The 13,409-nt window shown below is 65.4% G+C and carries 10 protein-coding genes; 6 read left to right on the plus strand and 4 right to left on the minus strand.

Going from position 1 to position 13,409, the window contains the following annotated elements:
• Positions 1-25: 25 nt before the first annotated feature.
• The gene (locus R2R70_RS17200; protein ID WP_410978605.1) at positions 26-1,900 is read right to left on the minus strand and encodes a beta-ketoacyl synthase; all 1,875 of its coding nucleotides are present in this window, start codon (positions 1,898-1,900) and stop codon (positions 26-28) included.
• Positions 1,901-2,378: 478 nt separating this feature from the next.
• On the opposite strand from R2R70_RS17200, the gene trmB reads away from it, so the two are divergent.
• Positions 2,379-3,068 carry a tRNA (guanine(46)-N(7))-methyltransferase TrmB gene (gene trmB, locus R2R70_RS17205; protein WP_054557238.1) on the plus strand — a complete coding sequence of 230 codons (690 nt, stop codon included), beginning with the start codon at positions 2,379-2,381 and terminating at the stop codon, positions 3,066-3,068.
• Between the two features lie 6 nt (positions 3,069-3,074).
• Here the strand turns inward: trmB and R2R70_RS17210 are convergent, their stop codons facing one another.
• Complete coding sequence (locus tag R2R70_RS17210) at positions 3,075-4,001, minus strand: LysR family transcriptional regulator (protein WP_107335951.1); 927 nt, start codon at positions 3,999-4,001, stop codon at positions 3,075-3,077.
• A gap of 141 nt (positions 4,002-4,142) precedes the next feature.
• Here R2R70_RS17210 and R2R70_RS17215 point away from each other — a divergent pair, with 141 nt between their 5' ends.
• The 3 genes from R2R70_RS17215 to dacB all read left to right on the plus strand — a co-directional run bounded on the left by R2R70_RS17215 (position 4,143) and on the right by dacB (position 6,544).
• Complete coding sequence (locus R2R70_RS17215) at positions 4,143-4,592, plus strand: PACE efflux transporter (protein ID WP_054557236.1); 450 nt, start codon at positions 4,143-4,145, stop codon at positions 4,590-4,592.
• Between the two features lie 4 nt (positions 4,593-4,596).
• Positions 4,597-4,926, plus strand: a complete 330-nt coding sequence (locus tag R2R70_RS17220) for a DMT family transporter (RefSeq protein WP_043334608.1) — start codon at positions 4,597-4,599, stop codon at positions 4,924-4,926.
• A 67-nt stretch (positions 4,927-4,993) separates the two neighbouring features.
• Positions 4,994-6,544, plus strand: coding sequence for a D-alanyl-D-alanine carboxypeptidase/D-alanyl-D-alanine-endopeptidase (gene dacB / locus R2R70_RS17225; protein WP_410978590.1), 1,551 nt, complete (start codon positions 4,994-4,996; stop codon positions 6,542-6,544).
• 304 nt (positions 6,545-6,848) lie between these two features.
• Here dacB and R2R70_RS17230 read toward each other — a convergent pair whose 3' ends face one another.
• Positions 6,849-7,826: an MDR family oxidoreductase gene (locus R2R70_RS17230; RefSeq protein WP_248380573.1), complete on the minus strand. Its 978-nt coding sequence runs from the start codon at positions 7,824-7,826 to the stop codon at positions 6,849-6,851.
• 198 nt (positions 7,827-8,024) lie between these two features.
• A complete protein-coding gene (nhaB, locus tag R2R70_RS17235; RefSeq protein WP_043334613.1) occupies positions 8,025-9,557 on the minus strand; it encodes a sodium/proton antiporter NhaB in 1,533 nt (510 codons plus the stop codon).
• A 287-nt stretch (positions 9,558-9,844) separates the two neighbouring features.
• Here nhaB and R2R70_RS17240 point away from each other — a divergent pair, with 287 nt between their 5' ends.
• Together R2R70_RS17240 and glnE are read left to right on the plus strand one after the other, a co-directional pair.
• Positions 9,845-10,216, plus strand: a complete 372-nt coding sequence (locus R2R70_RS17240; protein WP_043334615.1) for a diacylglycerol kinase — start codon at positions 9,845-9,847, stop codon at positions 10,214-10,216.
• Between the two features lie 101 nt (positions 10,217-10,317).
• The gene (gene glnE, locus R2R70_RS17245; RefSeq protein WP_410978591.1) at positions 10,318-13,407 is read left to right on the plus strand and encodes a bifunctional [glutamate--ammonia ligase]-adenylyl-L-tyrosine phosphorylase/[glutamate--ammonia-ligase] adenylyltransferase; all 3,090 of its coding nucleotides are present in this window, start codon (positions 10,318-10,320) and stop codon (positions 13,405-13,407) included.
• The last annotated feature ends 2 nt before the right edge of the window (positions 13,408-13,409 follow it).

Below are 13,409 nucleotides of genomic sequence, written 5' to 3' on the forward strand. Positions count from 1 at the left end.
CAGCCGGTCTTGCAGCGAGCCTGGCTTACAGCGAACCGAAGGGGTTGTCGACCTTGAGCGAGACGGGCTTCGCATAGCCGGGGATGCGGATCTCGCGATCCGTGATCTCCAGCTCCGGACCTTCGAGCACGCCTTCACCGAAGCGATAGGTCGGCGTGAATTCGCCGCGCTGTGCCTTGTCCAGATAGTCGGCGCGACGCTGCTCGCAGAGACAGCTGCGCTCACGCCAGGCAGCCAGTGCCTCCTCACCATGCCGCGCCGCCAGCAACTTCAGCGTGACGTCTGCCGACAGCACCACGCCACTGGCGTTGTTGCCACCGAAGCCCTTGGCATTGATGAAGGCGACGTCTGCGGTGAACTCGCGCGCCTCGCGGCGGATGTCGAGGTGGCTGTGATGCACGTCATCGGCGATGGCATCCAGCGTCGGGATACCCGGCAGGATGCCGGTCGCCATGCTGCCGAGCGCCGATACCGCTTGATCGCCCGCGGCACTGCCCTGGCTGTGGCCGACGAAGGATTTTACCGCCACCACAGGCCAGGCCTGGATGTCGTTGGCGCGAGCCACTTCATTGAGCACGTGGGATTCGGTGGTGCGGTTCTTCGGCGTGGAGGTGGCATGGGCGTGCACGAAGCTGCGCTGGCGCACGCCTTCATCGCCGACGATATCGCGCGCCAGTGCCACCGCCTTGCTCAGGGTGATGTAGTTGCCGACGCCGGGTGCCGAGATGGAGCGCTTCCAACCGTCGGCATTGACGAACACGTCCGGCACGCTGCCGATGATGCGAGCGCCGGTGTCCAGCGCCAGATCATCCGCCATCAGGATCACGAACTGGGTCGCTTCCGCGATGGTGAAGCCACAGTTGCGTGCGAACGGGCGACAGGCCTTCTGATAATCGCTGTCGGTGAGCACTTCCAGCGCGTCGAGGGCCTTGAGGCTCTCGTCATCGGCCAGGGCGCCCATGCTGCGGAAGCCCTCGATGACTTCCGGCGTGATCGGCGCATCGGCGGTGCCGACCATCACCACGCGGCGACGGCCGCTGCGGATGTCGTTCAGGCCCAGCTTCAGGTTGTAGAGGAAGCTTGCGCAGGCGCCCATCGCCGCACCGGCGCCGCCGACATTGCCCAGCACATAGGCATTGAGGAAGTCGGCGGGCATCTGGGCATAGCCCAACGGCATCTGCTTGGAGGTGGCGCGCTCACCGGCCACGAAGGACTTCATCAGTCCGCCCCAGCCTTCGGCGTCCATCTGGCCGATGGAGTTGCCGGCGTAGACGGCAATATCGTCCGGATCGAGGCTATCACGCAGCGCATCCCAGTCCAGGCCGCTGTCGCCGAGGCAATCGCTGGCACCGAAGATGGTCATCGATAGGCCGCGCGGGTGATGCACGCTGCGATAGAGCTGCTCCGGCGCGAAGCCGCTGGGCAGCTGGCCCGCGGCGCGCACCAGCGCCTGACGATGATCGGGCAGCAGGACATCGAATTCGCCGGCCGGTACCGTGACTTCGACATGACGGTTGTCCAGCTCGCGGATCTGCCAGTCAGCGGGCGGCTGTTCCGGCAGCTGGCGGCTGCGCAGCGTGAAGGTCAAGTCCTGGCCCAGCGTCAGCTTTGACTGACGATTGGCAGGAATGCCGGTCGCGTTGAAGCGCTCGTCTTCAATGCGACGAATCAGGGTATGGGACAGCACCTGGTCTGCCAGACGCTCCGCAAGCGCCTGAGCCTCGGCGGGCTGGCCTTCGGCATCGAACCATTGGCCCTGATCATCGCAGCGGGCGAGGTTCATGAGCGACGCGAGACCCAGCAGGGTCTCTTGACGGTCTGTCTCCGGCAGGGAGTCGAGCACCGTGCGTCGGAACGCCTGATGGCCCGAAGTTCTGCCGGCGGCATTGACGCCGCCCATGCCGACGATCACCGGTAAGTGTGACAAGCCGCTTTCCTCGTAAAAATACTGTGAGTCGTTGGTCTGGGCGATACCTCTGCGGATATTCGTCCAAATGATGGGCGGATGATAACACCCCCTCAATACAGGCGTCATGCACCCCCGCCTCTACGCGGGCGCGCCAGCGAGCGCTTGCTGCGAACACTGTGCGATATCTCTGCGCTCAGCGCGAGTCCCACTGGCCTGTTTTTGCATTCGTCATGGCACGGGATGATCGTGATTAAACGTTTGTTTGATTTTCGAATCGCAAGCTGCCATTCTGTCGTGGCTGTTTGAGTTGGTGTAGGCGCGTGCCGCGAGGCAGGCGCCTTTTTTTGTGTCCAGGCCTTCCTGCGCCGCCGTCCCCGGATGGGCTGTACGCCATATGGCGCAGCCCGATGCAGGCGCATCTGCTAGACTCCGCGCGTGATTTTCCTGCCCGTTGCTATCGGAACTGCTGATGTACGCCAACTCCCGCCAGATCGATTCTCCCCAGACCGGCCCCCACGAGGATATCGAGCGTCGCGTGCGCCGTGCGATGGCGCATCCGCTGCGCAAACCCGTGGCGGAGCATACCCGCGAAGCGTTCCTGCAAGCGCAACAGTGGTTGTCGGCTCAGGCGAAGCCCCTGTGGCTGGACAGTGGCTGCGGCGTCGGGCGATCGACCCGTCAGCTGGCATTGGCGCATCCGGACCATGCCGTCATCGGCGTGGATCGCAGCGAAGACCGCCTCAGCCGCAAGCATGGCGAGCTGCCGGACAACGCCTTGCTGGTGCGCGCAGACCTCGTCGACTTCTGGCGCCTGGCGCTCGCCGCGGGCTGGGCACCTGCGCATCACACCCTGCTGTACCCCAATCCTTATCCCAAGGCGCGCCATCTCAAGATGCGCTGGCAGGGCCACCCGGTGTTTCCGATCATCATGGCGCTGGGCGGTCAGCTTGAGCTGCGCACCAACTGGGAGATCTACGCCCGGGAATTCGCCCAGGCCATCGGGCATGCCACCGGTGTCGAGGTGACGGCGCACGCCTTCGAGCCGCAGGGCGATTATCTGACGCACTTCGAGCGCAAGTATCACGAGTCTGGCCAGGCGCTGTGGCGACTCGAATGCCAGCTTGAACACACGCCCGAGCGCTACCCGCTGCAGGTCTGACACGAATCACGCCGGTGGCAGGTTCTGGTTGGCGATAGCGGCGTGGCTGTTGTGGAAGGTGTCGCGCAGTGACTGGCGCAGCCAGCTGGCCGCGGGGCCGCGAGGGCTGTCGCGGCGCGAGATCAGTTCGATATCGATGTCGGCGGTGGCGCCCAGCGCGCTCAGGTCCAGAATCTTCAGGCGCTGCTGGAAGGGCGGGTAGTGGGCGATATGGCGCGGAACCTGTGCCCAGCCCAGCCCGCGCGTCGTCAGCTCAGCCATGGCATAGAAGCTGTTGAGCTGCCAGAAGCGCTGTGAACGCGGCCCCTCGTGGCCGGGTTCCAGCTGCTGGCGTTGGCCGATCATCAGCTGGCGGTGATCGGCCAGATCGCTGTGGGTCGGGCTCTCGAGCTGCGCCAGCGGGTGATCGCGTGCCACGATCAGCACCTGCTCCAGTCGCCCCAGCGCCTCGCGCTCCAGCGCCATGACACCCAGTGGCTGATAGAACAGGATGCCGAGATTGGCCTGGTGCTGCTCCACCCAGCGGGCCACCTCATCCTGCGCGCCATTGAGCAGATTCAGCGTCAGCGTCGGGTATTGCACCGCCATCTTTTCCAGCACCGCCATCACCGGCGGCATTTCTACCAGCGCCTCATCGATCGCTAACGTCAGGCTGGCTTCCAGCCCCTGGCTGAGGGTGCGGGCGCGTGCTTCCAGGCGCTGGCATTGCATCAGCACGCTGTTGGCTTCATGCAGCATGGCCTCGCCCGCGGGCGTCAGCACCGGCGTGCGAGGGCCGCGATCGAACAGCTCGCAGCCCAGGTCCAGCTCCAGATTGGCGATGGCGGTGCTGACCGCGGACTGCGCGCGACCCAGACGCCGCGCCGCCGCCGAGAACGAGCCCGTCTCCGCCACGCAGCGCAGTGTCTGCAGTTGCTCCAGTGTCCAGTTCATTGCCTCGCCTCGTGCCTTGATCTATCTGAATAATAGATGGATGCCAACTTTAAACCATCTTGTATCTCTCTAGAATGCCTCCTCCATCCGCGTCGTTCAGCCCATCCGGCATCACACGCGGTGATCGAGAGGAGGTATGACATGCGTTCCAAGAAAGAACGTCTGGCCCAGGCAGGATTGCTGGAATTGGGCGGCATCCTGCTCGTGGCGCCGCTGTCGGCACTGGTCACGGGGCATGACCTGGCGAGCATGGGCAGCCTGGCGGTGGTGATGTCCACACTGGCGGTGATATGGAGTACGGTCTGGAACTGGATGTTCGATCGCTGGGTGCCGACCCGCCAGCGCAGCGCGACCCAGCGCATCGCTCAGGCACTCGGCTTCGAGCTCGGCCTGGTATTGGTGACCGTCTTCATCGTGGCCGCCTGGCTCGACCTGGGACTGTGGCAGGCATTGCTGCTGGATCTGGGCTTCGTTGCCTTCTTCCTGGTCTGGGCCATGATCTTCAATCCGCTGTTCGATGCCGTGATGAGTCGTCTGCTGGCGCGCAAGGCCGCGCGTGAGCAGCAGCTGGCCCCCCACAATACGAGGTGATTCGATGAGTTATGTCTTCCTGGCAGTGGCCATACTGGCGGAGGTCATCGCGACCAGCGCGCTCAAGGCCTCCGAGTCCTTTTCGCGACTCGGCCCCAGCGTGATCGTGGTGGTGGGCTACGGCATCGCCTTCTATTTCCTGACGCTGGTACTGCGTGACCTGCCGCTGGGCGTGACCTATGCGGTGTGGTCCGGGCTCGGCATCGTGCTGGTCACCGTGTTCGGTGCGGTGGTCTATCGCGAGATGCCGGACCTGCCGGCCATCCTGGGGTTGGCGATGATCGTGGGCGGTGTCGCTGTCCTGCATCTGTTTTCCAGCGCCAGTCCTCATTAAGCTAGGGGCATCACGGCGCCTCCCGGCTGTGACATGGATGCTCACCGACGACGTCACTGGATGCCTCATGCCCCTATTTCGCACTGCACCGACCTCTGCGCGACCCTCCCGACTGTCTCCCCTGTTGCCCTTGCTGAAGGCAGCGCGCCCCGCAGCAGCGGGCAAGTCGCTGCGTTTCACGCGCTCGCTGCGCCGACTGGCCATGGCGGCCGGTGCGACGCTTGTCGTGGCGGGCCCGGCGCAGGCGGCGGGCTTTGACAACCTGACGCGACTGACTGACAAGGGCTTCATCGTCAGTGCCCAGGCGCGCATGCTCGATACCGGCGAGACGCTGGCCTCGGTCAATCCCGACCAGCAACTGACGCCGGCTTCGCTGTCCAAGCTCTATATCGCCGGTGCGGCGCTGGACCGTTTCGGCCCGCAGTACCGTTTCTCCACGCGTCTGCGCAGCACGGGCACGATCAGCGGCGGCGTCTTGACCGGTGATCTGGTGCTCGAGGGCAGCGGCGACCCGGCGCTGACCAGTGAAGAGCTGTGGCGTCTGACCGAGGAGCTGCGTTTTCGGGGCATCCGCCGCGTCGAAGGGCGCCTGTTGATCAGCCAGTGGCGTTTCGGGCCGGTGCCCTGCATCAGTACCGATCGCTGCAATGCCTCGCGGCGTTCCAGCAATGCCTATGATGCGCTGCTGTCGTCCGCGGCCAGCAACTATGCCAGCTGGTGCGTGAAGGTGATGCCGGGTGTGGGCAGTCAGGCGCCGGCGCGACTGGCCAGCTGCGACACCACCCAGCCCACCGAGATCTTCGACAACCAGGTCACCACGGTCGGCGCGGGGGGCAAGAGCGCCATCAATGCCCGGCGCACCACCAGCAACGGTCGCGATACGCTGGTCATCACCGGCACCATCGCCGCCGACAGCCAGCCGCGCAGCATCTACCGCGCCGTCTCCAATCCTGCGCTGTACACCGGTGAGCTGATGCGCGACATCCTGGCGCGCGCCGGGATCACGGTGACCGGCGGGGTGGACATCACCTCGACGGCGCCGCCCTCCAGCGCCGCGCAGCTCGGTAGCGTCGAAGGCAAGCCGATGCAGGAGTTGCTGACGCGCATGCTCAACTACTCCAACAACTTCATGGCGGACCAGCTGACGCTGGCGCTGGTCGGCGGCAGTCAGGCCACCTTGCGCCAGGGCGGCGCCAAGCTCGAGACCTTCGCCAGCGCGATTCCCGGGCACGGCCCGCTGACGATGTATTCCGGCAGCGGCCTGACCTCACAGAACCGCACCAGCGTCAGTGGGCTGGTGGCGTTGCTCGACAGCATGTATCACCGCCCGGCGCTGTTCCCCACCTTCGTGGCGGGCCTGCAGGCACCGGTCAATGGCCCGATGCGCTTCATCCGCCGTGGCAGCGAGACCTTCCGCAATCACGTGATGGTCAAGACGGGCACGCTCAACAACCCGGTGCCGGTGCGCGCCATCTCGGGATACTTCCGCACGCAAAGTGGCCGCTGGGGCGCCTTCGCGGTGATGGTCAATGGCCGGGCGGCGGTGCCTTATCTGTCCTGGCCGCAGGTGCTGGACCCGGTCGCTGAGGACCTGACCGCGATGATCGAGCGCAACTGAGCTGCTGATCGCGAGCGCATGACACGAAAGCCCCGCCAATCGGCGGGGCTTTCGTGTTCATGGCCTGAATGACAGACACAAAAAACCCCGCCCGAAGGCGGGGTGGTCCTCCACACGCCCGGCATGGCTGAGGGGAGGGCACTCGGGACGCTCGACAGGGCGCAACGAGATAACAAGAGCATAGCGTTGTGTGACGGCGTTGGCTAACGCCAAAATCGCTATTGCACCGCAACAATCAAGGACTTGAAGCGTTTTTGGCGCTGCGAGGGCAAATTTTCCGTCGCGGGTCGTGCGTCGAGTGTCTTCAGCGCGTCGGGTCGAGCAGCACACGACCGCTGACGCGTCCGTCGATCATCGCCTCGGCGCGTTCGGCGAGGCCATCCAAGCCGACCGTCTCGAGCTGCATCTGGGTGTGCATCTCGTCCGGCAGGTCGGCCAGACGCTGCCAGACCTTTTGACGGCGTTCGGCATTGATCATGACGCTATCGACGCCCAGCAACGAGACACCGCGCAGGATGAACGGCATCACGCTGGTGGGCAGGTCGGCGCCCGCCGCGAGGCCCACGGCCGCCACCTTGCCATCGTAATTCATCTGCGCCAGCAGATTGGCCAGCACCTGGCCACCGGCGGTATCCACGGCGCCTGCCCAGCGGCTCTTTTCCAGCGGACGGCCCTTGTCCTCGAAATCACTGCGCAGATGGACTTCGCTCGCGCCCAGTGACTCGAGCCATTCGCGTTGCTCGGCCTTGCCGCTGACCGCGTGAACCTCGAAGCCTTGCCCGGCCAGCATCTGCACGGCCCAGCTTCCGACCCCGCCGGTGGCGCCGGTGACGATCACCGGGCCCTGCTCGGGCGTCAGGCCGGCTTCCTCTAGACGCATCACGCACAGCATGGCGGTCAGGCCGGCGGTGCCGAAGGCCATGGCCTGCTCGGCGCTCAGATTGGCAGGACGCTTGACCAGCCACTCGGGCTTGACGCGCATGCGCTCGGCCAGGCCGCCCCAATGGCGCTCGCCCACGCCCCAGCCGGTCAGGAGGACCTCATCGCCCGGCTGATAGTCCGGCGAGTCGGAGGCCTCGACGCGACCCGCGAAATCGATGCCCGGCACGAAGGGCAGCTCGCGAACGATCTTGCCACGGCCGGTGATGGCCAGCGCGTCCTTGTAGTTGAGTCCGGAACGCTCGATGGCCACCGTGACAGGCAGGTCAGGTAGCTGATCATCGGAAAGGTCGACGACTCGGGCGCGAGGTGTCTCTTCGTGCAGCATCAGTGCGCGGGACATGGCTGTCTCCTTGTGGATGGCGTGGGTGTTGGCGGTCTTCCTGCTTGAAGGGTGTCACGGCGTCTGATCGAGACGCGTCATCTCACAGTGCCTGCAAGCGACGCTGTGGGGAAGCCTCGCGATATCGACATTGGGATGAGACTGACGCAACCGGGGCCAGCCGGAGGTGCGGCTGGCCCCGGTAACAGGAGGCGCTGACTAGATGAAGCTGCGCACGGTGGCCAGCCCGACCAGCGTCATCAGCACCGTGTAGGGCAGCGCCATCCACACCATGCGCCCGTAGGAGAGCCTGACCAGTGGCGCGATGGCGGAGGTGAGCAGAAAGAGGAACGCCGCCTGGCCGTTGGGGGTCGCAACGCTGGGCAGGTTGGTGCCGGTGTTCACCGCGACCGCCAGCGCATGGAAGTGTTCGCGGCTGATATTGCCGGCCACGAACTCGTTCTTGACCTGGGTGATGTACACCGTGGCCACGAAGACATTGTCCGAGATGGCCGAGAGCAGCCCGTTGGCCAGAAACAGCGCGCCGGCCTGTTCCTCGATGGGCAGACTCAGTACCCACTGGATGAACGGCTGGAACAGATGCTGCTCGTGGATGACCGCGACGATGGTGAAGAACACCACCAGCAGCGAGGTGAAGGGCAGCGATTCCTGGAAGGCGCGGCCGATCTGATGCTCATCAGTGATGCCGTTGCCGGCGGTCAGCAGGATGATCACCGCCAACCCGATCAGCCCAACCTCAGCCATGTGCAGTGCCAGCGCCAGGACCAGCAGTACGGCCACCACGGCCTGCACGATCAGCGCGGCGCGCTCCCGCGGCGTGCGCCGTGAATCCTGATGATGGTCATAATCCTCGAGAATGCGTCGTACGCTGGCGGGCAGGCGCTGGCCGTAGCCGAACCAGCGGCCACGCTCCAGCAGCACGCACAGGGCGAGGCCGGCGAAGAAGGTCGGCACGGTGACCGGCGCCATGGCGAGGAAGAAGTCGATGAAGTCCCATTCGGCGGCCTTGGCGATCACCAGATTCTGCGGCTCGCCGATCATGGTGCTGACGCCTCCCAAGGCGGTCCCCACCGCGCCATGCATCAGCAGCGAGCGCAGAAAGCCGCGGAAATCCTCGAGGTCTTCGCTGTGCACGGCCTCGACGCTGACATCGTTGGCATGGTCATGCTGGGTATCGAAATGCTTGCCCGAGGCCACCTTGTGGTAGACGGAGTAGAAGCCCACCGCGATGCCGATGATCACCGCCGTCACCGTCAAGGCATCGAGAAAGGCGGACAGCAGGGCGCTGGAGAGACAGAACATCAGCGACAGCCAGGTCTTGGAGCGCACGCCGAGGATGATCTTGGTGAAGGCATACAGCAGCAGCGGCTTCATGAAGTAGATGCCGGCCACCATGAACATCAGCAGCAGGATCACCGGCAGGTTGCGCTCCATCTCCTGCATGATGGCCTCCGGCGAGGCCATGCCGATGACGACGGCCTCCAGCGCCAGCAGACCGCCTGGCTGGAGGGGATAGCACTTGAGCGCCATCGCCAGCGTGAAGATGAACTCCCCCAGCAGCAGCCAGCCGACGATCACGCCACCTTGCGGACCGCTGAACCACAGCAGCAGCGGATTGGTGATCAGAAACAGGCACATCAGCTGCTTGTACCAGCGTGGCGACTGGCCGAGGAAGTTGCGCGCCAGTCCGCGGCTGAGCGTCTGGCGTGTGTCGTGTGATAGCGAAGGCATGGGCAGTTCCCGGCGTTGATTTGTTGTTGTTGGAGGACGGGATCGGCAATGCCGCTTCAGCGCGTGCTTTGCTATCATCGCCGCCGTCATCGAGCGCCTGGCGGTATTAGAGCACGCCCGTCGATGAGGTCTCGGGTAGCCTTTGGTCGTGAAAATCGTGCAGGCAGCGCTGCGCTGTCACTGGCCGGTGTGCTGCGAGCTCTCCCGAGGCGTGTTGCTGGCAGACGTCGTCCGATTGAAAGATCGGCCTTTGCAGCCTCCGTGCTGCTTCTGTAAGAGACCCGAAGATGAAATCACGGCATACCGGCTTGACCCACCTCAAGCATTCCGCGCGTTACTCGCTCAAGGGCCTCAAGGCCGCCTGGAGCAACGAAGAGGCCTTCCGCCAGGAGATCGTGCTGTGCGCCTTGCTGCTGCCGTTTGCCTGGTGGATCGGCGACTCGCATGTCGAGTGGCTGCTGCTGGTCGGCTCCACGCTGATCGTGCTGATGGTCGAACTGCTCAACTCGGCGGTGGAATCCGCGATTGACCGCATCGGCCCGGAATTCCATGAACTGTCCGGGCGCGCCAAGGACATGGGCTCGGCGGCGGTGATGATCAGCCTGATCTTCGCTGGCCTGACCTGGGGCACCTTGCTCTACGACAAGCTGTTCGGCTGAGCGCCCAAGCCCCGACCACATCAATGAAAGGGTCGGCGGGCAGGCCGTGTCATGTGCCTGCGGCCTCCGTTATGCTGAGGGCTGGATCGAAGGAGACGACCATGCCCCAGCCATCCCCCGCGCAGTCCCGCCCACTGTTGTCCGCTGATTTCCTTGCGCCGTCATCGCTGCTGGCCGAGCAGTCGGCTGACAGCCGTGCCACGCTCGAGAGCGCCTTGTGCGCCGCCCAGGAGCGCCTCGAAGAGAGCCTGACCCAGGCTGAGAACCTCAGCGAGATGCGTGGTGATGACAGCTCACCGCTTGCGAGCTTTCTGGCCCTCGATGAGCGTCAGCGCAGCCAGCTGGGACGTCTGATCACGCTGTCCGACTTCGCGCTGGAGACGCTATGCCGTCGCCCTGAACTGCTGTCCGAGCTGCTCGAGAGTGGCGAGCTGGAGCGCGCCTTGCCGGTCGCCCAGCTCACTGAGCGCCTCGCCGCCGGCCTCACCAGTGCCGATGATGAGAAGGCGATGCAGCAGGTGCTGCGGCGCTTCCGCCAGCTGCGCATGCTGGGCATCGTGTGGCGCGACCTCAACGGCGCCGACATGTGGCAGACCGCGGCGGCGGTCTCGCACCTCGCTGAAGTCACTCTCGAGGGCGCGCTTGGCTGGCTGGAAGCCTCGCTTGAGCCGCGTTACGGCCGCCCCGCGCCGGACCGCTTCGGCGAGCCGCAGCGGCTGGTGGTGCTCGGCATGGGCAAGCTGGGCGCCGGCGAGCTCAACCTCTCCTCCGATATCGATCTGATCTTCGCCTTCCCCGACAAGGGCGAGACATCGGGCGGTCGCAAGTCATTGGATCATCAGGAATATTTCACGCGTCTCGGCCAGAAGCTGATTGCCGCGCTGGACGCGATGACCGCCGATGGCTTCGTGTTCCGTGTCGACATGCGGCTGCGTCCGCTGGGGGACGGCGGGCCACTGGTCGGCAGTTTCTCGATGCTGGCCAGCTACTATCAGGATCAGGGCCGCGAATGGGAGCGTTACGCGATGCTCAAGGCGCGCCCGGTGGCGGGCAGCGTCGCTGCCGGCGAGCGCCTGATCGCGCACCTGCGGCCCTTCGTCTATCGCAAGTATCTGGATTTCGGTGCCATCGAGTCGCTGCGCGAGATGAAGGCGATGATCAACCGCGAGGTCAAGCGGCGCGGGCTGTCCGACAACATCAAGCTCGGCTCCGGCGGCATTCGCGAGGTGGAGTTCGTCGCCCAGGCCTTCCAGCTGATTCGGGGCGGGCGTGAGTCGGAATTGCAGGTCACCTCGCTCAAGCAGGCCTTTGCGCGCCTGCCAGCCCTGGGCTTGCTGCCGCAGGCGGTCGTGGATGAGCTGGTGCCGGACTACGTCTTCCTACGCGATCTTGAACACGCTCTGCAGGCCCAGGCCGACCGCCAGACCCAGACATTGCCGCTGGACCCGCTGGGCCGCGAGCGCCTCGCGCTGGCCATGAAGCTGCCCGACTGGGAGGCGCTCACCGCGCGCTTGGAAGAGGTGCGTACGCGCATCCGCCATCACTTTGACAACGTGATCGCCGCGCCGGAAGACGACGAGGCCGAGCAGGGCGAAGGCCAGCAGGCGCTGGATGAGTGGCGAGCACTGTGGCGTGGCGAGCTGACGGCCGAGGAGGGCGAGGCTCTGCTCGCCGAGAGTGGCTTCGAAAGTGCCGCCGAGAGTTTCCGGCGCCTCGACAGCCTGCGGCGGTCACGTGCGGTGCAGGGCATGCAGCGCATCGGCTTTGATCGTCTCGATGCACTGATGCCGCCATTGCTGCAGGCGCTGGGCTCGGCGGCGGGCGACCCCGGGAAGCCCGGCGAGCACGATGCCAGCCGAGTGCTGGAGCGCGTCTTGCCGCTGATCGAGGCGGTATTGCGGCGGACGGCCTATCTGGCGCTGCTGCGCGAGAATCCGGATGCGCTGGCGCAGTTGATGCGCCTGTGTGCGGCCAGCCCGTGGATCGCCGAGCAGCTGGCGCGCTATCCGGTGCTGCTCGACGAGCTGCTGCACCCGCATAACCTCTACTCACCCGCCGACAAGACGCGCCTCGCCGATGAGCTGCGCACTGCGCTGTCGCGCATTCCCGAAGATGATGAAGAGGCGCTGCTCGAGGCCTTGCGGGTGTTCCGCCATGCCCAGGTGCTGCACGTGGCGGCCTCCGATATCGCCGGTGCCCGTCCGCTGATGAAGGTCAGTGACTATCTGACCTTCATCGCCGAGGTGGTGCTGGAACAGGTGCTGGCGATGGCGTGGAAGACCCTGACCCGCAAGCATGGCTTCCCCATCGGGCGCGATGGCCAGCCGATCACCGGCGACAGCCTGAGTGGCAGCTTCGTGATCGTCGGCTACGGCAAGCTGGGTGGCATCGAGCTGGGCTATGGCTCGGACCTGGATCTCGTCTTCCTGCATGATGCTGCCAGCAAGGGCCAGACGGATGGCCCGCGGCCGCTGGACAACCCGCTGTTCTTCACGCGTTTGGGGCAGCGCATCATCCATCTGCTGACGGCGGTGACGCCGGCCGGTGCGCTCTACGAGGTCGACATGCGCCTGCGCCCGTCGGGCAATTCGGGGCTGCTGGTCTCGAGTCTGGCGGCCTTCCGGGACTATCAGCTCACGCAAGCCTGGACCTGGGAGCATCAGGCGCTGGTGCGCGCGCGGGCCGTGGCGGGAGACCCGGCGCTGGCGCTGGCCTTCGAGGAAGTGCGCCGTGAGGTGCTCGGTCAGCAGCGGGACGAGAAGACGCTGCGCCAGGAGGTGATCGCCATGCGCCACAAGATGCGTGATCACCTGGGCAGCAGCGCCAAGGACCGCGAGGCCGGCCAGTTCCATCTCAAGCAGGACGCCGGCGGCATCGTCGACATCGAGTTTCTCGCCCAGTACTGCGTGCTGGCGCTGAGTCATCAGGTGCCTGCTCTGCTCGAGTGGAGCGACAACATGCGGCTGCTGGAAACCCTCGAGTCCTGCGGACGGCTGCCGGGCGAGCAGGCCGGTGAGCTGCGCGAGGCCTATCTGGCCTATCGCGATGTCAGTCATCGCCTGGCGCTGGAGAAGCACGGCAGCCTGATGCGACTGGAGCAGCACCCGGTGATTGCCGCCCACCGTGAGCGGGTCATCACCCTCTGGCAGGCACTGCTGGGCGAAGATCAGGTCAGCCGCGAGGAGGTTTAACG

This window comes from Cobetia sp. SIMBA_158 (assembly GCF_046566945.1).
In the GTDB taxonomy this organism is placed as follows: Bacteria; Pseudomonadota; Gammaproteobacteria; order Pseudomonadales; family Halomonadaceae; genus Cobetia; species Cobetia amphilecti.

Bases quoted from the DNA above. Each gene is read 5' to 3' on its own strand.
- R2R70_RS17200 (WP_410978605.1), bottom strand. From the start codon at position 1,900: ATGGGCGGCGTCAATGCCGCCGGCAGAACTTCGGGCCATCAGGCGTTC.
- trmB (WP_054557238.1), top strand. From the start codon at position 2,379: ATGTACGCCAACTCCCGCCAGATCGATTCTCCCCAGACCGGCCCCCAC.
- R2R70_RS17210 (WP_107335951.1), bottom strand. From the start codon at position 4,001: ATGAACTGGACACTGGAGCAACTGCAGACACTGCGCTGCGTGGCGGAG.
- R2R70_RS17215 (WP_054557236.1), top strand. From the start codon at position 4,143: ATGCGTTCCAAGAAAGAACGTCTGGCCCAGGCAGGATTGCTGGAATTG.
- R2R70_RS17220 (WP_043334608.1), top strand. From the start codon at position 4,597: ATGAGTTATGTCTTCCTGGCAGTGGCCATACTGGCGGAGGTCATCGCG.
- dacB (WP_410978590.1), top strand. From the start codon at position 4,994: ATGCCCCTATTTCGCACTGCACCGACCTCTGCGCGACCCTCCCGACTG.
- R2R70_RS17230 (WP_248380573.1), bottom strand. From the start codon at position 7,826: ATGTCCCGCGCACTGATGCTGCACGAAGAGACACCTCGCGCCCGAGTC.
- nhaB (WP_043334613.1), bottom strand. From the start codon at position 9,557: ATGCCTTCGCTATCACACGACACACGCCAGACGCTCAGCCGCGGACTG.
- R2R70_RS17240 (WP_043334615.1), top strand. From the start codon at position 9,845: ATGAAATCACGGCATACCGGCTTGACCCACCTCAAGCATTCCGCGCGT.
- glnE (WP_410978591.1), top strand. From the start codon at position 10,318: ATGCCCCAGCCATCCCCCGCGCAGTCCCGCCCACTGTTGTCCGCTGAT.